Here is a 21082-nt window from a genome sequence, read left to right as displayed (position 1 = left end):
TTTGGTTATGTCTCTGTATTTCAGTTTGCTCATCATCTGTGTCATCGTGTAATCTGTGTAATCTCGTAATCCGTATAATCCGTGATTCAGACAACGGATTTCTTGGGGGCGTCACAACACTAACCTTTTGAAGGTTAGTGATTTACTACCGAAATTAATAAGGAGTCCTACACTCAATTTATATGCTTTTAAATAATTTAGCGCTTGAGCCAGGTGGACATCATCTAATTGAATGATGGCTTTAATTTCTACCAAAACTTTGTTTTCTACAACAAAATCTGCCCTTCTGGTACCAATGGGTTTAGGTAAATTTCTGTAATAAATTTCCTGCTCTATTTCCCTGGCAAATGATAAGTCCCGCTGTGTCATTTCCCATGCTAAAGCACGCTGATAGATAACTTCCTGAAACCCATTGCCCAAGAAGGAATGTACGTCAAAAGAAGCGCCTATTATTTTTTCAGTTATATCACTGTACTTCAGTTCACCCATAATCGGTATAGTTTTTAATCATGGCAATCAAACAATCCTAAAAATCATGGTTAAGGGACAGCACGAAAATAAAAAGCGATTTTGGTTTTCATAATAGTTGAATAAGCGCTACATTTTAAGCGTTTTAACTATTTGAAAAACTTAGAAAAAATCGCAGTTTATTTTCTGCGCAATACTAAGACTAAAATGGTGTATCTATCCCCAGTTGCTTGCAGTAATCGGCAATGGTAGCATCGGTGGTGGCCATGTCTGCATCTATGGCTTTCAGGTCGTTGGAGACGGCTGCCAGGTCTACGGGTTCTTCTTCCTCGAAGGTGTCTACGTAGCGGGGGATGTTTAGGTTGTAGTCGTTTTCGGCCACTTCGCTCAATGGGGCGACGTAGCTGTATTTGTCTACCTGGGCTTCGGCCAATGCTCCGCTGGTGTAGGTTTTATAAGTGGCGACTATTTGCTGAATGTCTTCTTCGCGAAGGATGTTTTGGGTTTTTACCTTCTCAAAATGCTGGCTGGCATCTATAAATAAGATGTTGTCTTGATTGGCTCGGTTTTTCTTCATGACCAAGATACAGGTAGGTATGCTGGTGCCGTAAAAGATGTTGGCAGGTAGGCCGATGACGGCATCGAGGTAATTGCGGTCTGCGATCAGGTACTTGCGGATGTGCCCTTCGGCAGCGCCACGAAACAGTACGCCATGGGGTAGCACGCAGGCCATGGTACCATTATCGGCCAACTGGTGTACCATGTGTTGCACAAAGGTAAAATCGGCTTTGGATTTTGGGGCCAGTTTACCGTAGGCCGAGAAGCGGTCGTCGCTCATAAACAAAGGGCTGGCGCTCCACTTTGCCGAGAAGGGCGGGTTGGCGACAACGGCCTCAAAGCGCATCTCTTCGTGCTGCGGTTTTTCGAGGGTATTCTCGTTTTTTATATCAAAACGCTTGTAATGCACATCGTGCATAATCATGTTCATTCGGCACAAGTTGTAGGTGGTGGGGTTCATTTCCTGCCCGTAAAACGCACTTACTTCTTTTACTTGTTTGGCCACCCGCAACAGCAAGGAGCCCGAGCCGCAGGTGGGGTCGTACACCGACTTTAGCCTGTCTTTGCCCAGCGTTACGATTTGTGCCAACACGTTGGAGACCTGCTGTGGCGTATAAAACTCGCCAGCCTTTTTTCCTGCACCGCTGGCAAACTGCCCAATGAGGTATTCGTAGGCATCGCCCAGCATATCGCTTTCGGTATTGGCGATATCAAAGTCGATTTCCTCTAAATGCGAGAGTACCTTTACGATAAGTTCGTTTTTATCGTTTTCGGATCTGCCGAGTTTAGAGCTGGTAAGGTCTAAATCTTCAAAGAGGTTGCCAAAATCTTCTTCGCTTTCCGAGCCCATAGTGCTTTGCTCGATGTGTGCGAGCACCTTGGTTAAATCGCCTAAAATGAATTTGTGCTTTCCACCTGAATTGCCGCGTTTTGCCAGTTCTGAAAATAGCTCTGATGGCAATAAAAAATACCCCAGTTTATCCAAGGCGGCATCTTTTACGGCCTCCAAATAAGCTTCTTCCTGTGCATGGTCTTCCAAATCCCGGAATTTCAGCTGGTCTGGTTCCAGGATTTCGTTGGCATAGAGTTCCATTTTTGTACTCAGGTACTTATAAAAAATGAATCCCAGGATATAATCCCGGAAATCGTCGGCATCCATCTTCCCACGCAGGGTATTGGCAATGTTCCAGAGTTGTGTTTGCAGTTGTTGCGTTTGTTCGGTCATGCTGTATTTTCTTGTCGCCAGGTCGTCGATTTTTCAGAGCTAAGCGCATATTTAATTCATCCACCAAAGTAGGAATTACATTTCAAAACGCTATTTATTTAATCGCCATTTCTCCGAAATAAGGAAAGAACGCCTTGCGACCCTTTATTCACAACAAAGCACATTAGCAATATTACGATGCCAATGATGATGGGTAATACTCCCCTGCTTCTGATTACCTTTACACCATCCAAGCAATGAAGCTATAGTCCTCCAAGTCAGGATTGGAGGCTCTAGTTGAAAGGCATCTGCAAAATTTCTTCCAACCCTTATCTGCTAACACCACATTTTACCTACGTATGCGAACTGCCGTTTCCTGGTTTTCTTTTGCCCTCCTTGGCCTGCTACTGCTGGCTATGCAAGCTGGCTTTGGGCAGAACAGCCCACAGACCCGGCAGGCGGAAGATTTGTATGATCAGATCATGTCTGCGGATGGGTTCAACGAGGCCTTGGGCTATGAGATTTTGGGAAATATCTATCCGGAATATCAGGTATTGCAGCAGGCCGACCGCGTGTATGAGCAGGCGATGGCCAGTGATAATCCCGAAGAAATTACGCAGCTTGCCAGCCAACTGGCGACGGTGCAGCATCGGCCGCTACGACAGATGCAGGCGCTGATTCAGCGGCTGCGGAGCTTTCCACCTTCGGATACCATCAACCGGATGTTGGCCGCTGTTTTGATGGACTACAATTACCTACAGGAAGGCGACGAGCCTTTGAGTCGCGAGGTTTTTCAGCTCTTGGGTGCCCCCGACAGCCTACAGTTGGCTGATCCCCTTGACTGGACAGACCCTGGCTTGGCGCTCGAAGCATTGCTGGGTGCTTATCGCAGCCCTTTGCCAGCGCAAGCCGATGCTGCTACTTTGGAAAAACGCCTTACCGGGCTGCGGCACTGCCTGGAATTGCTGCACTTTCTCCGACGGGCGCGTACTGCCGAGGCCGACCGCCTGGCGCTGGCTGCTACCATTCCGGCATTGGCGCACCGAGCTATGGCCATCTGTTTACTGCTGCATCAGCAGGCTCCCCAAGCCGGGTGGTGGGAGGAAGCTTTTTTGCTGGCTGAGCAAGCCAAATCCACCTTGCTTTCTGATCAACTCCAAGGTTATGTTGCCGATCGCGATGATCTGGATTGGCCGCCATTGGGCAAACAACTGCGGTTGGCCCGACAATTAGCCACCCAATCTGGCAGTTTTTTTGAGCAACCCCAACGCTTGCGCGAGCTTGTAGATCAGCAGCTACCCCAGCTCAGCCATTGGCCACCTGCGCCATCCGCGCAGCTTTCACTAGCAGCGGTACAGGCCCAACTGCGCGAACAACAGACCTTACTCATTAGCTACTTCTTGCTGGGCGACGAAGGTATCGTCTTCCACCTTGATGGCCAACAAGTACAGATTGATCACTTTTATTGGAACAAGGAAACGCAAACGGCCTTGCAAAATTTTCAGTCAGAAATGACCGGACAGGATTTCCTCAAGGAACCTACTGCCGCTTACCAGCGCTACACCAAGGCCGCTTTTTGGTTGTATGAAAACGTGTTGCTCCGCCCCGCACTTCGCCATCACAGGCAGTCAGCCCCAAAAAAGTTGCTTATCCTGCCCGATGGTGCACTTTGGAACTTGCCCTTCAGCGCTCTGCTCAGCAGCCAAGCACCGGAGGGTGAGCCGTCTTACAGTCCCCAACAGCTGGATTATTTAGTCAAAACCTACGAATTAACAACGGCTCCTTCGGCACTTGCATGGCTAGATGATGGAGACCCTAACCTACCGCTCAAAGTGGGTGCGTTGGCCCCCGAATTTAACGGCGATGCCATGGCCAGCCGTACTGCTTGTGTGAGTCCATTACCGGCCTTAAACCATAGTATGGAAGAGGCCGAAGCGATCATCAGCCGCGTAAAAGGGCAAGTTTTTCTTGGCTCGGAAGCTCGCCTTCAGGCCCTCACCGCCAGCAGGGAGGAGTTTACGGTTTGGCATATAGCTACCCACGCTTGCCGCGATCAGGAAGACCCAAGTCAATCAGCCTTATTTCTGCAAGACGGTAGCCTCACCGCCAGCCAAATTGCCAGTCTGCCACTCCAATTGCAGTTGGTGGTACTGAGCGCTTGTGAAACACAGTCAGGCCCCTACCGCGCCGGCGAAGGGGTACTCAGCATAGGCAGGGCCTTTTTGCAAGGAGGCGCACGGGCCTTGATTGGCAGCCTTTGGCCAGTATCCGATGCCGCCACGGCGGAACTCATGCCCTTGTTTTATGATGCACTGGCAGGAGGGCAATCCACCAGCGGCGCGCTACAGCAAGCCCAGCTCAATTATCTCGCTCAACAGGATCGACTGAGTGCCCACCCTCACTACTGGGCGAGCTTTGTACTCGTTGGCCAAGACCAAATTTTCGCTACGGCTGGATGGAAAACGTATGGCTGGTATGTATTGGGTGCTATCTTTTTGGTTTTTGTTATCTTTGGTGCTCGTTCCTCGCGGTAGTGAGCAATCAATTTTAAATAAACACTTTCTCACCTTGTCCTCTTTTTTCTCTGGCCAGCGATTCGTGCTGGTAATCTTTCTTATTCTCGGGTGCCAACAACTGGCGATATCTCAATCACGGATTGCTGTTCTCAACTTTCGCTGTGGAGGGGGGCAGCCTACTTTCAGAGACTACTTGCTTGGGCCGACAGGTGCCAACGCTTCTGATTGCAAGACGCTCCAAGAAGCAGTAATGTCTGCCCTTTATGCTGATGCGAGGGTGCAATTGATCGCCCATTCCGAGCAAGAAGCTGTAGCTGCCGAGCGGGATTTACAACGTGACGAAGACTTCATGGAGGGCTATGTCGTAGATCAGTGGGCGGTACAAGGGGTCGAGTACTTCCTTACCGGTTACATATCCATCGGTGAGCAAAAACTCAACCTTACCTTTCTCCGCGCTACGGATCATCGTCCCGTTATACAAGAGGAACTGTCTTTTAATGCCGGCATGTGGAGTAATGCCAACGAACGCAAAGCGCTGGTTCTTACCGGCCTACAACATATGCTCACCCAATTATTCCCCGCTGAAGTACAGCTCGTAAAAGTACTTAAAGGTTCTAAGAGCAAAGCCCGGACCATCCTCATTGCAGGAGGCACCAAACAAGGTTTTCGTCGCCATCAGGAACTAGCGGTAAGAACCACAATTGTAGAAAACAACCAGGGCGAGATTCGTTCTCGTTCCGTTCGTATAGCCAGTATTGTCGTAGAAGAAGTGGAAAGCGAGCATTTTAGTCGTTGTGTCATCATGTCTGGCGGTCGAGAGATTCAAGAGGCACTGGATAATGGGCAAGAGGTTTTTATCGAGATTTTGTAGGGGGGGTGACAAACCTGACCAACGTAAAGGGGACTAACGCTAGTTACTGGTCAAGAGACCAGCGGAACATAACATATTAGTTAGGAAACTAACATGGGCGGTAGGGATAGTATTCCACCTAATATTTGTTTACAAAAAAAACAGGCATGTGCTTGTGCGACCTCATCCGAGGTCGAAATAGGTTATTAAAGACGGGTTAAAGCTACCAATAGGGCACCTCTACCAAACACAAAAAACTATGATAAAAAAGATTGGATTATCATTGCTATTCCTTTGCTGCTGCCTGATGGCAAATTATGCAATTGGGCAAGAAAATCAATTGCTGGATACCTTTAGCAGGGATAAGATTCCTGTATTGGTAGAGCCGATGCAGTTTCCTGTTGACGTGCCACCAGGTGTAGTAGAAAGGGTGCAGCAAATTGCTTTTCTTTCCTTAGAACGGCACTGGCATTTCCAGGTGATCAACCATTCTACCGAGGAAAATAAAGGGGAAGTTGACCCAGAGTATATTTTCCAATTAAACATGGAACCGCTAATCGATGATTTAAGTCAGAGTGATGCCCTTGACACGCTGGGGATGCTTACACGCACCAACTATTCCCTTGCTGGTGGCTTTAGCTTCAACTTGCGCGTGACCAATATTGTCACTGGCGAACTCAAGTACAGCAGGGAGGTCAAGTGTATTACGCGTGCCTATGGCCGCAAGAATTTCCTGGCCCGGAATTTTGTCTTTGATTATGGGCGAAACCCTGATTGGAAATTCGTCAAAATGTACCCCTTCCCTGGCTCCCCGCAGGAGGAAGCTGCAATCATTCAGGAGCAGAAAAACAAGCTCCTCCTTGATGCTTTAGATGCCTTTCCTGCTGTTTGGAACAAAGAACTTTCGGCGCTCTTTCCGTGCCCCATACATTTAGTTAAGGTGGTGGGTGGTAAAACGAAAAAACCTTCCCGGGTAATCATTGATGCAGGAGCAGACAATGGCATCAGTATAGGAGATCCCTTGGAACTTTTCACCTACGATGTCTATCAAGCTATGGGCCAAACTTTTATAAGGGAAGAAAAACTAGCCACGTTTTATCCCACCGAAATTGAGGAGAACCAGACCAGGGGCGCTATTTATGGTGGCCGAAAAGAGGTAGGCCAAGCGCTTGAGCGGGGGGAGACTGTCTTTTTGAAGTTCAAATTCCGATAAAAAAGGTCGCCCCGCACAACGCGAGGCGACATCCTATTCACCATATGCCATTTCATGGCAAAACATACTTCTTTAGTTACCGTCCCACCAAACTTTTGAGGTGAGCGTAATATTTGCGGGAACATTTGCCGCATTGTTATTTACCTCGGTGTCCGTGTAGATCATGCGGGTAGGAATTTGATTGTAGTCCGCATTCAGCGCAGGTTGGATATCATCAGGAAATCCTGTTCGACGGAAGTCGTTGTAAGCTTCAAAAGCTCCTAAAAGGAAACTGGCGATGTACTTCTGCTCGATCAGATCGCCTAATCCTTCCAATGGATTAGCCGCCAGATATGCATCTATATCACTGCTCGAAATTACTGTTTCAAACTCGCCATTGCCCGACAACTGCTCCATGTGGGTACGAATAGCTGTTTCATAGGTAGCTGTAGCCTCGGTTGTCTGCCCGGTTCGCCATTGGGCTTCCGCCTTGATGAAAAGTTGTTCGACGTAAGTCATCATCGGGATGTCCAGGTCGGGATCCAGGTAATAGGCTCCGATATTTGAAATTTCCGCCAGCGTCTGGGTCGGTGCCCCTCCGTTGGGATGACCAAGGTAGATCGCATCGACACCATTAACGTCCGACATAATGGGCAAGCGAGGGTCATTAAGGCCCTGAAGTTTGCTCACAAAGAAATTACTCATCTGCATCGTATTGGCAAATTTCACTACCCACTGGTTCCAGGGAGATTCTTGCCCTGGGTCGCTATTGTACTCAAAGCGGGCTTCATCGCCAGCGCTAGTCATCGCCTTTTCGAGGGAGGCAAGCGCCAGGTTCGACAAATCTTGGTCATCGGCCCCAGGAGCATCAGTCAAACGAAGATAGTAGCGGGCCTTGAGGGCATACGCAAAACGAATCCAGGCTGCGGGATCCCCCCCCAGCAACAGGTCACCGCCGCCAATAGAAATCGGACTTTCCTTGCCCAATGCAGCAATTCCTTCATCCAGCATCAGCTGAATACCATCGTATACCGTTGCTTGGTCATCAAATAAAGGCTTACCGTTGTTCTCCCGCTGAAGTGCATCCGTAAACGGGATATCGCTCCACCAGTCGGCCAACAATGCATAATTGTGTGCCATTAAAATTTTAGCAACACCTACATGGTGCTCCTGACCAGCTTCTTCTCCCAGTTCAATCATTTTTTTGGCGTTAATCAAAACACCAGCGTAGGAATAAAAAGCCCATTCGTTATTACAATCCGACGTATTAATTCGGTAAGTATCATTGCTGGGAGCAGTTGTATTATTTGCAATTTGCTGCATCCACTGCGCGCCATAGCGGCTCCAGTTACCTCCTCCTACAAGGTTGTAGGCAGTGGTAGCGGTCATCTCCGCGAGTAATAAATCCAGATCGCCGGGGCTTTCCGGCTGATTAGGATCTGTATTGATATCGAGATAATCATCACAAGCTACCAGGGATAAGCCCAAAGCCAGGATAAAGAGAAATTTTATATGTTTCATTATCATTATTTTTATTGAACACGATGTACTTTTCTAGAAAGTTACATTCAATGCTACGTTGTAGCCCACTGTTCCGGGGGTGATGAAATTGTAGAAACCTTGTCCGTTGGCAGAGCCATAAAGGCTTGATTCGGGGTCAGCACCTGTGAAATTCGGTGCATTGAGGTAGAGGTTACGCCCCGTGAAGGAGATATTCAACTCCTCCATGAAGGTTCTGCTCAATGCAGACTTGGGTAGACTGTAGCCAAAGGTTACTTCACGTAAACGAACGAAGCTGCCATCTTCCACTAGGTCTTCCATTGCGCGGCCAAAGTTGATCCGCCAGTAATTTTCATCGTAAGGAACTTCAATGTTATTCGGTGAACCATCGGCAAGGACACCATTCGGATAGACGAACGTGTTTTCGCCCGTGCGATCTTCGCTTTGCTTGGTGGTACCGTAGCCGTTGAGATAGAAATTGTCCAGGTTAAGAATGTCTCCTCCCTGGCGGATATCCAACAAGCCGAAGAGGGTAAATTCGCCGGTCTTTTCGTTACCGAAACGGAAGGTAGAACGGATGCCTGCAAACCAGTCGGGCTGGGTATTGCCAATTACTCCCAAGCTGGCGGCAGCCCTCAGGGGTAATCCGTAGGTACCAGAATTAGGATCACTATCAATAAGCACCTGCCCGTCGTCATTACGTGCATATTGAGAACCCCAGATAACACCGTATCCCTGATCACGTACAATGTAGATTCCAGGGTTGGTGAACCCTCCCAGACGAATGTTATCTACACCATCTGTCAATGAAATTACACGGCTGGTATTCTTGGTAAATGTTCCGCCAATATCCCACTGGAAGAAGCTCGTTTTCACCGGGGTTACCTCTAATAAAAACTCTACACCTTCATTTTGCATCGAACCGGCATTCACCAAACGAGATACTGCACCAGAAGAACCTGCGACTGGTGCCTGGAAAATTTGATCGTTCGTTTTACGGTCGTAATAAGTACCTTCCAAATGGATGCGACTATTGAAGAAGTAGGCTTCTACGCCGAACTCAATTTCTTCCGTTCGTTCAGGCTTCAGCGCTGGATTTCCAATCACATTGCTAATGGTAAAACCATTGGTACCGTTATACGGGAAAAGGATATTTCCCCGTTGGCCATCTCCTACGCTTGACTGCGCGTACAGGTCGGTCTGGGTGGCGTAGACTGGCGCATCATTGCCTACCTGGGCATAACCCGCGCGAACTTTCAGAAACGAAAGCACCTTACTACTCTGCAAACTTGCGAAAGCATCGGTCAGTACAAAGCTTCCCGAAACACTGGGATAGAAATAACTCCGATTGTCTTTCGGCAGTGTACTCGACCAGTCGTTACGGCCCGTTACGGTTAGGTACAAAAAGCTTTTGTAGCCCACTGTCGCCGAAGCATAAGCCCCGATCAAACGCTGCTGGCTATTACTCTGGCTGGTTGTAATCGTCGCCGCATTTGACAAGTCAAAAAAGTCAGGAACGGCCAGGTTTACTCCCTGCGTGAAGATCCGATCAGTGGCCCGGTCATTGATTTGGTTACCGACCAAAACATCAAGATTAAAGTCATTGATCTGACGGTTGTAGTTCAGTGTAATGTCGTTGTTAAACTGGCGATTGGTGATATTGTCCTCATAAACACGCCCCGTCGGGAACGTTCCAATCGTACCGATGACCTCGCGGTAAAGTCGGCGGTCAAAATAAACATCGGCTCCAAAACGGTTGGTCAGGCGCAAGCCATCCATTATTTCGTAGCTAATGTTGAAGTTGGGTAAGAAGCGATTAACATTACTGACCAATCGATTCTGATCGACGGTAAAATAAGGGTTATTTCGACTGGTACGATACAAGCGCTGTGTACCATCATCATTGAGGTAATCCTGTGGATTATCCCCCTGTAGATCATAGGTGACTGGTGCTCCGTAAACCGTCCACATATAAGATTGTCTTCCGTTGCCTTCTGTTACGGTCGTAATATCTGTATTGGTGTAGGTAATTCCTGCTCCAATCCTCAGGCGATCACTCAACTGGGTGTTGAATTTTGCCAAGAGGCTATGGCGATCCATATCATTGTTACGAACAATACCCTCTTCGATACGATTAGCGTAAGAAAGATAGTAGTCGCTAGTAGCTGTTCCCCCCGAAATAGACAAGGCATTATCCAGATTTGACCCTTGGCGGAAAAAATCTTTCGCATTATCATGAACGGAAACCGGGCTGCCGTTCGGGTCGTAATTCCCATCACCGTCTACCCTGAGGGTATCAATGAGTGCCCCCCAGCTGGTAGAAATCCGTTGAGCTGGATCGCTCCCGTTGAAATAGGTGCCATTTAGCCCTTGTGAGTACTTGGTTTGTAGTTCTGGCAAGCGTGCGTTACTAAAGCCATAATTACTGCTAAACGTAATTTTTGGCTTGCTGCCCTGGTTACCACTTTTCGTGGTAATGAGTACGACCCCATTGGCTGCACGTGATCCATAAAGTGCTGTAGCTGCTGCCCCTTTGAGGACGGTCATCGTTTCTACATTATTGGGATCAATATCTACTGCACGGTTGGTGGTACCGCCAAAGAAAAGTGGAGAATCACCGTTGCCTCCACCATTGGCTCCATTTTGGCCACCGCCAAAAATCTGGGAATTATCAACGGGGATACCATCAATAACAAAGAGCGGCTGGTTATTCCCCAGGAACGAAGAATTACCACGAATAATGATCCGTGCAGATGATCCGGCCTGCCCACCAGAGGAAGTGGTTTGTACCCCAGACACCCGGCCACCAATAGCATTAATAATATTGGTTTCCCGATTCTGAGCCAAGGCATCGCCCCCTACTTCTTCCACCGCGTAAGTGAGTGCTTTACGCTCTCGTTCGATACCAAGTGCCGTGACCACCGCTGTTTCCAGGGTAACACCTTCTGACAAGACGATATCCATCACGGAACTTGCCCCGAGGGGTACTTCTTTAGGGTCAAACCCTGTGTAGCTGTAAATAAGCACTTCGGCACCAGCAGGCACCCCAATTTGATAGGCACCATTCAGGTCCGTTACCGTTCCGGTACTGGTTCCTTTTACTAGAACACTGGCCCCGATCATGGGGGTGCCATCGGCTTCCGTCACTGTTCCCGTGACGGTGCGTTGGGCCTGGAGTACCAAAACGGAACTGCAAAACAGGCCAAAAAGTAATAAAATACGTTTCATAACAGTGAGTTTTATTAAAAAGTCGCATAAAGAATCCTGCCAAAGGATCGTAACCGACCCAGAGGTATTAATTATTCGACAGTAAAAAACAGCTTACCTTTTCTCTCCTGACGTTTTCACGTAGGGAGGCTCAGATGACCAAAAGGATCATCCCAAAAGGTTGATGAAAATTTATTGTTGTGAAGCGTTTGCGTTTTTTGGCTAATTCTGAGAGGTCAAAAAGTTGCCGGACCCGAGGGTCCGGCAGCCAACTACTAGTATGAAAAAACGCTCAATAGTTCCAAAATTATTAGCTCGGTATTACAGTGAGTCATCCTCCCTGCTGGCCGAGCTCGTAGGCGCGAGCAACCGCTTCATGGCGGGATTTCACGTCTAATTTTTTATAAATATTTTTCAGATGAAAACGCACCGTATTCTGGCTTACAAATAAGCTTTCTGCGATCTCTCGGTAATTTTTGCCCTGGCACAGTAGATGATAAACTTCCTGCTCTCTTTCCGAAAGGTTATCGCTACGCCGTTGGGCCCGAAAGGAGTCCATTATGCGCTTTGTAGCATCCTTACTCAGGGGTGTTTCCCCCTTTGCTAGCTGTCGTATTGCAGCCTGTACTATCGCCGGAAAACTATTAGAGGAAATAAAACCCGCTGCTCCAGAACGAAGCACAGCAAAGAATTGCGAATCAGAAAGATCCGTTGCTAAAATCAATATTTCAGCATCAGCCTGAGCAGACTGCGCTTTGGTAAATAAACGGAGACCATCGTCCTTAGGCATTATGCCCAAGAGTATTACTTCAATAGGTGGACCATCAACTTCTTGCGGTATGGCATTGGCCGTAGCAAAAGCACCTACGCATCGAGCGTCGGGCATTTTGTCCACAACTGCTTGCCAAGCCGTTCGCAAAGAGCGACTGGCCGTAACAATCGCTACGGATATCATTTAAACAGTTTGTCGGGTGACGTAGTACTACCGCTCATGGAGGTACTACTCAAAATTAGTCAAAAAAAACCTAGTGTTGACTAATATAAGCGTGGATAGTGTTGGAGTTCCAAAGGCCATTCCGTACTGGTCAAGAATTAACTTTCTTTTCTCCTTCCCTTTCCCTAATAATGACAAATCATGTGGTCTTTAAGTTGCAGGTTTGGATACTTGCTTTTGGATACATTCGTCTTGTCATTCAATGCAGGATACCTAAAATAGGTACCCAATAAAAACCCACATCATTCATCTTGGCTCCAAGGTAAACGGATTTATGCGCCTAAACAACCACACACCTGGGTAGCTTTGGTGAATGGGGCATGAGTTGCAGTGAATGAATTGGAACTGGTAAGGTGGATGACAAAAGATGGTTAGATGGTTAGATGGTTAGATGGTTGTTGGTTGTTGGTGATGGTGATGGTGATGGTGATGAAAAAGTTATTTGGGTATCTTGCGTGAAGCAAATTGACAGGTACATGAGAGCATTGATTTACGAGCAATTCCAGGGAGTGTTAACCATTCAGAACGTTGCTGACCCTGGTCCGTCACCTAAAGGGATTGTGGTGAAGGTGCTGGCTACTGGCTTGTGTCGTAGCGACTGGCACGGATGGATGGGACATGATCCTGATATCAAACTCCCCCATGTGCCGGGGCATGAATTGGCAGGTAAAGTAGTCGCTACAGGGAAGGATGTCAAAGAGATAAAAGTTGGAGATCGGGTGACGGTTCCTTTTGTGGCGGGCTGTGGGCATTGCGGGCAATGTATTTCTGGCAATCATCAGGTTTGTGACCACCAATTTCAGCCAGGTTTTACGCACTGGGGCTCATTTGCCGAATATGTAGCGCTGGATTACGCTGATATCAATGTCGTAAAATTGCCCAAAGAGATTGCCGATACAACAGCAGCTACGCTCGGGTGTCGGTTTATAACGGCCTTCCGTGCCATTGTTGACCAAGGGAAGGTAGCTGGCGGACAACAGGTAGCCATCCATGGTTGCGGCGGTGTGGGCTTATCCGCCATCATGATCGCGACTGCGCTGGGTGCCCAAGTAACAGCTATAGATATAGACCCGGCGACATTGGTACTGGCTCAAGAACTGGGAGCGACAACAGTCATAAATGCCTTACAAAATGACCAGGTCGTTGATGCTGTAAAAGCGGCGACAGGTGGAGGTGCCCATGTTTCGCTGGATGCGTTGGGTAGTGCGATCACCTGCTTTAACTCCATCGCTTGCCTGCGCAAGCGTGGCAAACACATTCAGGTAGGCTTGATGACAGGCGACCATCAACACCCCAAAGTACCTATGGACAGGGTTTTGGCCGATGAATTGGAGATCATTGGCAGCCACGGGATGCAGGCCTTCCGTTACACGGATATGCTGGCGATGATCAAACAAGATCGCTTGCAGCCCGAAAGGCTCATTGAAAAAACAATTTCTTTAACGGACACTATTGAAGCATTGCCTGCCATGAATAATTTTAAAAACAAGGGTGTACTCGTAATTGATACGTTTTAATTGATTTATCTTTAAGCATCCAAAACCGAAGCTCGTCGATTCTTCTACCAAAGCCATCCGCACCGCCATTCTTAGTTTGGTTTCCAATTTACTACTCGCCGTCGTAAAGGGAATTACGGGTGTGTTGGGAAATTCCTTTGCCCTTATTGCAGATGCTATCGAATCTACCACGGATGTTGTTTCATCTGCGCTGGTATTGCTTGGTTTGAAATATTCGACCAAGCCGCCTGATGAAAACCACCCTTACGGGCATGGAAAGATAGAACCTGTAGTGACGTTCATTGTTGTGGGTTTTCTCATTGTTTCTGCGACGATCATTGTCATTCAGGCTATTCATAATATACAGGAGCCTCACGATGTACCCAAGCCTTTTACTTTGATCGTATTAGGAGTAATTATTTTGGTCAAAGAGCTGTCCTATCGTTATGTTCGCCGCAAGGGGCAAGAAGTACAGAGCACCTCTCTACAGGCAGATGCCTGGCACCATCGCAGTGATGCCATCACTTCCTTTATTGCTTTTTGTGGAATCAGTTGGGCACTTTGGATGGGGCCAGGCTACGAATACGCCGATGATTGGGCGGCCATCATTGCCGCGGGCTTCATTGTCTTTAACGCTTACCTGATCTTGCGCCCGGCGCTGGGGGAAATCATGGATGAGCAATTCTACGATGACATGATTGAGCAAATCCATGAAATTGCCTCCAAAGTAGAGGGAGCCATCGAAATCGAGAAGTGCTTTATCCGCAAATCAGGGATGACCTATCACGCCGACATCCACCTGGTTGTAAACGGCGACATCAGTGTACGAACCGGCCATAATATCGCTCATGATCTGAAAGACCAAATTCGAGCAGCCATGCCGGAGATGGTGGATGTGTTGGTGCATGTGGAGCCTTGGGAGATGGGGTAGGTGGTTTGGTGGTTTGGTGGTTTGATGGTTTGATGGTTGATGGTTGATGGTTGATGGTTGGATGGTTGGATGGTTGGATGGTTGGATGGTTGGATGGTTGGATGGTTGGATGGAAAATAATGAAATCTGGACCTTGTGGACCTCGGATGAGGTCAAATATCGGTAGAAAAACAAGGATAATGCATCAAATCAACCTCGGGTGAGGTTGTACATCAGGAGGCTTTCGCTGGATTGGGAAATCGAAAAGACAGGTGCTTCGCGCGCCTCAAATAGCTGAGTCTAAAATCAGTGCGGAGGCCGGTAGGCCGTAGCTCGCCGGACGGAGGAGGAGGACAAGCGATGGGAACAGATACATGGTAGAGCCGCGATGCATCGCGGCTCTACCATGTATTCGTGGACAGCGCGGTGCCGTAGTGGCGTTTGCACAGCAACGGCACTACCGGCATGGCCCCAAAACGATCTATTCCACCGTTTGAGGGTAATATTTCCGCCGCAACCAAAAGGCTACATTGACCAAAGCGATCAGGGCAGGTACCTCGACCAAGGGGCCGATAACGCCGGTGAAGGCTTCTCCTGAATTGAGGCCAAAAACGGCGATGGCGACGGCAATGGCCAACTCAAAATTGTTGCCGGTTGCCGTGAATGCAATGGCCGTATTGCGAGGATAATCGGCGCCCAGGGCTTTGCCGATGAAGAAGCTGATGAGGAAAATGAGGCCAAAGTAAATGAGCAAAGGAATGGCGATTCTTACCACATCGAGCGGAATCGTTACGATCAGCTCGCCTTTGAGGCTGAACATGACGACGATGGTAAAAAGCAAGGCCACCAAGGTGATGGGAGAGATGGCGGGGATAAACTTTTGCTGGTACCACTCCTCCCCTTTCGCGCGAACCAGGAGCACCCGACTGAGGAACCCCGCCAGGAAAGGGATGCCTAAATAAATGGCCACACTCTCGGCGACGGTGCCGATAGATATATCGACGATGGCGCCCTCGAAACCAAAATATGGAGGAAGGACGGTGATGAATAGCCAGGCATAAAAACTGTAAAAGAATACCTGGAAGATACTGTTGAGTGCAATCAAACCAGCACCATATTCTCTGCTGCCTTCGGCGAGGTCGTTCCATACGACCACCATTGCGATACAACGCGCTAAGCCGATCAAGATGAGGCCCGTCATGTATTCGGGGTAATCCCGCAAGAAGATGATGGCCAGCACAAACATCAAAACAGGGCCGATGATCCAGTTGAGCACCAGCGATAATCCCAGGATTTTGACGTTACGGAAAACCTTTGGAAGCATTTTATAATTCACCTTTGCCAGCGGCGGGTACATCATAAGAATGAGACCGATAGCGATGGGGATATTGGTGGTGCCCACCGAAAACTTATTGACAAAATCGGCCGTTTCGGGCAGAAAATATCCCAAAGCTACACCAATGGCCATGGCGAGGAAGATCCATAGGGTGAGATAGCGGTCGAGGAAGGATAGGCGTTTTTTTGTCATGGTTGGTTGGTTGGTTAGATGGTATAAGGGTGTAAGGGTGTAAGGGTGTAAAACATAAGTAATTGGTTTTCAATTAATTGAATTCATTCTTCAATATTCCTAAAAAAACATTACACCTTTACACTTACCCAACTTTTACACCATAAAATTCAGTCTCCGACTTTGAGACGGGTTTGTTGGAAAGCGTAGAGTATTTCTCGGCCGATTTGGCGGAGGCGTTCCTCGTAGCGGGCGGCTTCTTCGGGGGTGTCGTCGGCTATTTTGGGGTCTTCATAGGTGAGGGGGAGGCGGAGTTCGGCCCCTGGAATAAAGGGGCAATTTTCGTCGGCATCGGAGCAGGTCATGATGGCGGCGAATTGTTTTTCTGGGTTAACTGGATCGTCGAAAGTCTTTGAAAAACAAACCAAGGGAGGCGCTTCTGAAGCGTAATGTACTTGATAATGCGGGTTATCTCCTCCAGGGTTTTCGATTTGGAAACCCACCTGCTTTAGGGCCGCGACCGCGCGGGGGTTGAAGGCGGTGCTTTCTGTGCCGCCGGAATAGGTAGCAACGTTTGGCAAGCCAAAATAAGCGGCAGCAGTAGCCGCCCAGATTTGGCCCAGGTGACTGCGGCGGGAGTTGTGGGTGCAGATAAAATTGAGGAGAATGGGCTCATTGGCGGCCAATTTCTGCACCAAATAACTGGTTAACCGGTTTAATAGTTCTTTTCTGGCCTCAGGGATGAGGGTGCGCTCGGCGAGTAGTTCCTCTGCTAATTGGCGAATGCCATCTAATAAGGGTAAGCCCTCTGGAGGTTGTTTTGAGTCGTGTTGCACAAGCATTATTTGTTAGTTAACAATTACAGTCTTGATCAGATACGTAAGTATCAAAAAGACCGTTCAGCTGGTTTTGAACTTCTCGCCAGCGGGTAGCATCAATGCAATAATTGACACTGGTGCCTGAGATACTGCCTTTGATGATGCCCACTGCTTTGAGTTCCTGCAAATGGCGCGAAATCGTCGGTTGAGCGAGTGGTATTTCAGCCACCAAGTCGCCACAAATACAGGCATCTACCCTAAGTAAATGTTGTAAAATCGCTACTCTGGCCGGATGGCCAATCGCCTTGGCGATGGTTGCTAATTCGTTTTGCTGGTCGGTAAAATTTTCGGTTTTGGTTAGGCCCATGGTTTCACTGTATTAGTATATTGCAATATTACGATAAATAATTTTAACCATCTCCAACTTTCCTCCAAATTCTTAGGTTAAATTTGTGCTACTTTTGACAAACAAACCCTATACCAACGATGATTTTCACGAAACCCAGGTAGTGAGATTGGGATATAACTATAAGTTTTAATCTTCCTCCTCGCCATCTTCCTGGTTGAGCATGTGCAAAAAGCGGTGAACGATAGGAGAGAGTAAGACCGCGATGATACTAAAAAAGGCAGTGCCACTAAATAGGGCATAAAAGGAAGAGAAAATTTTGGCCCCATCATCAGGCATAGGCGCAATCGGCCCTACACCTGCCAGGATCATGCAAGCATTAAAAAAGGCATCGATCCAACCCAATTTACCATAAAAATGGTATCCCAGCGTACCTATACCTACCGAAAAAATGACCAATACCAATGCATAGAACATGTACCGCAACGTGCGCCACAAAAACGAATGGCGAGGCAGTAATGGTTTTTTCTTGTGTTCAAATTTTAAGAAAGCCATAGTTAGTCCTTTTTTGTGCCGTACTCATGGTTGTTATTAATCAAATTAAAGGTACCAAAATCCCGTTGATCCTGATTTTTTGGCGCTAAATCCAAAGAGAACATTACTTCTACAAGGTTTCTCCAATTTTTCTTCGTCTCTTTGTACTCAATTTTTAAGGGACAGTATGGAACTAGCACTAAAAAACAAAGGAATACTCATTGCCTTTATTGGCTTGTATTTGGTTCGGCTACTACTTACGCAAAGCATGGGTTTGATGCCTCAGGATGCCTATTATTACTATTATTCCGAGCATTTGGCCTTGTCGTATTTCGACCACCCTCCGATGGTCGCTTACATGCTACACTTTTTTTCTTTGCTGTTTGGCAAAAGCGTTGTCGCTATTAAGCTCACTGATTTTCTCGTGACTTTGGGTACGTTATTTAGCTTTTTTCACCTGAGCAAATGTTTTTTAGAAAAACAGCAGGCTTTAAATGCCGCCCTTCTTTTCGGTAGCACATTGTTTGTCACCATTCTGTCCATCAACACGACACCTGATGTGCCGCTCATGTTTTTTTGGACACTCACTTTGCTAGTGTTCTACAAAGCTGTTTTTGAGCAAAAAGAAGCTTACTGGGCAATTGCTGGCCTCTTGATAGGGCTTTCTTTTGATAGTAAGTACACCGCTTTATTCCTCCTGTTTGGCGTCTTCTTCTTTCTGGTACTTTCGTCCAAACACCGCCACTTATTGCTGTCTAGGTCAATGCTTTGGCTGTTATTGTCTTTTGTGGTGGGTTGTACGCCTGTACTGGTGTGGAATGCCCAAAACGAATGGGTGTCGTTGCTGTTTCAATCCTCTGATCGAGCAACCACGATTATGAAACTATCTTTTCGGCCCAAATACCTTTTCGGTAACCTGGGTACCCAAATTCTGATCTTGCTCCCTCCGCTTTTCATCGGTTTATTGATCACGCTTACAAAAGTAGGACGAGAGATGATAAGCAAATGGCGTTTGCCCGACGGCAAGCGGCTCTTCCTCCTGGCGTTCTCTGTACCGCTGCTGGGCTTTTTCTTTGCCGTTTCTTTTTTCTACTGGGTAAAACTCAACTGGATGATGCCGGGCTACATTGCGGCCATCATTTTAGCGGGCCACTACTTGGGTAACCGCACCTTAAATTACCAGCTCGGATTTGCGCTGGTCTTGCACTTTGTTGCCCTCTACCAGGTCATCAACTACCCGATTATCCTGAAATCCGACGATACCTGGTATGGTTGGGAGGAGTTGGTAACAGAAGTAGAAACATTACAAGCAGGGCACCCCGACCATTTTTTCTTTTCCAATGACGGGTATAAAACGACAGCGGTATTGAATTTTTATCTTGATAAGCCGGTCTACGCCGGAAACGTCATCGGGGAACCCGGATTTCAGTTTGAAGTAATCAATCCGCAATTGAATTTCCTCAAAGGCCAGGATGCCTTTTATCTGGATTCCGACAAGCGGATGAAATCACCAGATTCATTGGATTTCATCCCTCCATTACTTATAGAACATTTTGATACGGTCATTCAGTTAGCACCCATTCTAATTGAGGCTGACAATGGCGAAATTCAGCGCAAATTTTGGGTTTTTGAATGCCAAAACTATCAAGGGAAGTAGCGCTACAAGGTTTCTACAACATCAATTCCGATATTTATAGTAAATTATCAATCACAGATAATTTCTGGCGCTAGATGAAATCGTTTGGTTGGAAAAGCGTAGGCTGGACTTCAGCCCGGCCACAATCGCAATATCTTCCCGCTCGGACTGAAGTCCAAGCCACGTCTTAAGTATTCAACCCCAAACGATTTCATCTAGCAGATAATTACTTACACAGATTTGGATACTATGGGTTACAGAAAATTTTACGTTTTATCGATTTGTATTTGTTTGCAAGTGACGGGTTTGACCGCACAAGTTCAAGACGGGCCGTATTACCTTTCCCTGAAACGGGAGGTGCTTTATACAGGTAGTGGTTTTGTGGGAACAGTTGGTGCTTTTTTTCTACATAAACGTTTACCGACGCTGACTGCGGGTGAATTGGAACTTCCTAAGTTATCTCGTTTTGACCAAATGGGTCTGGGAAATTATTCCCAGAAAGCGCGGGATTTCAGTAACCAGACGCTATTCACGACACTGGGCTTGCCCGTACTTTTTCTGGCGGGTAAAAAGAGTCGTCGAGATATCAGTACCATTGGCTTCCTGTATATCGAAACGATGCTGATTAACCAGGGGATTACAGATTTGGTCAAAGTAGGAGCGTTACGCCCGAGGCCTTATCTTTTTGAAGAGGGTTTCCCTGGCACGACGGTCCTCAGCGGCAATGATCGGTCTTCGTTTTTCTCCGGACACACCAGTAGCGCAGCTACAGCGAGCTTTTTCACGGCCCGCGTCTTTGCAGATTACTATCCAGATAGCAAACTAAAGCCCTATGTATGGGGAATGGCCGCGGCCTTACCAGCTCTAACGGGTTACTTACGAATCAGAGCCGGCAGGCACTACCCCAGCGATGTGCTGGCGGGCTACCTGGTAGGCGGTGCGGTGGGGTACCTTATTCCGACCCTGCACAAAAAGAAACCTAAAGGAAAAAAATTAGCTATCGCTCCTAGTATGGGAGGGGTATACTTGAATTATCGTTTTTAATACCTATACCTTCTACGGAGTGGTCTGGGTAGGCGATAAAATAGCACTTCACTCAACATAAGTCATCCCGAATTTTGGCTAAGGCCAAAATCCAGCCCGACTTTAACTTAGAAAGAATTCGTAAATAGCTAAAAAGAGTGATTTATCCGACTATTTATAGAAAACCCCATGATTTCACTAATAGAAATCATGGGGCTTCGTCTTTAACGATAGGTTTTGCCGTTGGTCAGCACGGATTTTGATGACAATCAAAATTCGGGATGACTCATGTTATTCCTAATAAAAGGCTTTCCAAGGAAAGT

At 47.4% G+C, this 21082-nt stretch carries 16 protein-coding genes; 7 read left to right on the top strand and 9 right to left on the bottom strand.

Going from position 1 to position 21082, the window contains the following annotated elements; all coding sequences use genetic code 11:
- Positions 1-111: 111 nt before the first annotated feature.
- Entirely contained in the window at positions 112-489 is a 378-nt protein-coding gene (locus A3EU_RS0120945) for a GxxExxY protein (RefSeq protein ID WP_020538159.1), read from the bottom strand.
- Positions 490-670: 181 nt separating this feature from the next.
- Complete coding sequence (locus A3EU_RS0120940) at positions 671-2251, bottom strand: type I restriction-modification system subunit M (RefSeq protein WP_020538158.1); 1581 nt, start codon at positions 2249-2251, stop codon at positions 671-673.
- 338 nt (positions 2252-2589) lie between these two features.
- Here A3EU_RS0120940 and A3EU_RS0120935 point away from each other — a divergent pair, with 338 nt between their 5' ends.
- From A3EU_RS0120935 to A3EU_RS0120925, 3 genes are all read left to right on the top strand, one after another.
- Complete coding sequence (locus tag A3EU_RS0120935; protein WP_020538157.1) at positions 2590-4764, top strand: CHAT domain-containing protein; 2175 nt, start codon at positions 2590-2592, stop codon at positions 4762-4764.
- A 34-nt stretch (positions 4765-4798) separates the two neighbouring features.
- Positions 4799-5617: a hypothetical protein gene (locus A3EU_RS0120930; RefSeq protein ID WP_156825853.1), complete on the top strand. Its 819-nt coding sequence runs from the start codon at positions 4799-4801 to the stop codon at positions 5615-5617.
- A 238-nt stretch (positions 5618-5855) separates the two neighbouring features.
- The gene (locus tag A3EU_RS0120925) at positions 5856-6809 is read left to right on the top strand and encodes a hypothetical protein (RefSeq protein WP_020538155.1); all 954 of its coding nucleotides are present in this window, start codon (positions 5856-5858) and stop codon (positions 6807-6809) included.
- 72 nt (positions 6810-6881) lie between these two features.
- On the opposite strand, the gene A3EU_RS0120920 is transcribed toward A3EU_RS0120925, so the two are convergent.
- The 3 genes from A3EU_RS0120920 to A3EU_RS35305 all read right to left on the bottom strand — a co-directional run bounded on the left by A3EU_RS0120920 (position 6882) and on the right by A3EU_RS35305 (position 12450).
- A complete protein-coding gene (locus tag A3EU_RS0120920) occupies positions 6882-8309 on the bottom strand; it encodes a SusD/RagB family nutrient-binding outer membrane lipoprotein (RefSeq protein ID WP_020538154.1) in 1428 nt (475 codons plus the stop codon).
- A gap of 33 nt (positions 8310-8342) precedes the next feature.
- Positions 8343-11516 (bottom strand): SusC/RagA family TonB-linked outer membrane protein, encoded by a 3174-nt coding sequence (locus tag A3EU_RS0120915; protein WP_020538153.1) that lies wholly within the window; start codon positions 11514-11516, stop codon positions 8343-8345.
- Between the two features lie 310 nt (positions 11517-11826).
- Positions 11827-12450, bottom strand: a complete 624-nt coding sequence (locus A3EU_RS35305; protein ID WP_020538152.1) for a response regulator transcription factor — start codon at positions 12448-12450, stop codon at positions 11827-11829.
- Positions 12451-12965: 515 nt separating this feature from the next.
- Here A3EU_RS35305 and A3EU_RS0120905 point away from each other — a divergent pair.
- A complete protein-coding gene (locus A3EU_RS0120905) occupies positions 12966-14006 on the top strand; it encodes an alcohol dehydrogenase catalytic domain-containing protein (protein ID WP_026211508.1) in 1041 nt (346 codons plus the stop codon).
- A gap of 7 nt (positions 14007-14013) precedes the next feature.
- Positions 14014-14916 (top strand): cation diffusion facilitator family transporter, encoded by a 903-nt coding sequence (locus A3EU_RS0120900; RefSeq protein ID WP_156825852.1) that lies wholly within the window; start codon positions 14014-14016, stop codon positions 14914-14916.
- Between the two features lie 460 nt (positions 14917-15376).
- Here the strand turns inward: A3EU_RS0120900 and arsB are convergent, their stop codons facing one another.
- The 4 genes from arsB to A3EU_RS0120880 all read right to left on the bottom strand — a co-directional run bounded on the left by arsB (position 15377) and on the right by A3EU_RS0120880 (position 18121).
- A complete protein-coding gene (gene arsB, locus A3EU_RS0120895) occupies positions 15377-16423 on the bottom strand; it encodes an ACR3 family arsenite efflux transporter (RefSeq protein ID WP_020538149.1) in 1047 nt (348 codons plus the stop codon).
- 149 nt (positions 16424-16572) lie between these two features.
- Positions 16573-17244: a low molecular weight phosphatase family protein gene (locus A3EU_RS0120890; RefSeq protein ID WP_020538148.1), complete on the bottom strand. Its 672-nt coding sequence runs from the start codon at positions 17242-17244 to the stop codon at positions 16573-16575.
- A gap of 10 nt (positions 17245-17254) precedes the next feature.
- Positions 17255-17587 carry an ArsR/SmtB family transcription factor gene (locus A3EU_RS0120885; RefSeq protein ID WP_020538147.1) on the bottom strand — a complete coding sequence of 111 codons (333 nt, stop codon included), beginning with the start codon at positions 17585-17587 and terminating at the stop codon, positions 17255-17257.
- A 168-nt stretch (positions 17588-17755) separates the two neighbouring features.
- Positions 17756-18121 (bottom strand): hypothetical protein, encoded by a 366-nt coding sequence (locus A3EU_RS0120880; protein ID WP_020538146.1) that lies wholly within the window; start codon positions 18119-18121, stop codon positions 17756-17758.
- 166 nt (positions 18122-18287) lie between these two features.
- Between A3EU_RS0120880 and A3EU_RS0120870 the strand changes: the two genes are divergently transcribed.
- Both A3EU_RS0120870 and A3EU_RS31280 read left to right on the top strand, forming a co-directional pair.
- On the top strand, positions 18288-19757 hold the full coding sequence (locus tag A3EU_RS0120870; protein ID WP_020538144.1) for an ArnT family glycosyltransferase: 1470 nt from the start codon (positions 18288-18290) through the stop codon (positions 19755-19757).
- A gap of 228 nt (positions 19758-19985) precedes the next feature.
- A complete protein-coding gene (locus A3EU_RS31280; protein ID WP_020538143.1) occupies positions 19986-20780 on the top strand; it encodes a phosphatase PAP2 family protein in 795 nt (264 codons plus the stop codon).
- The last annotated feature ends 302 nt before the right edge of the window (positions 20781-21082 follow it).

It is taken from the genome of Lewinella cohaerens DSM 23179 (assembly GCF_000379805.1).
GTDB lineage: Bacteria > Bacteroidota > Bacteroidia > Chitinophagales > Saprospiraceae > Lewinella > Lewinella cohaerens.
This window is presented reverse-complemented; position numbering and strand designations above follow the sequence as displayed.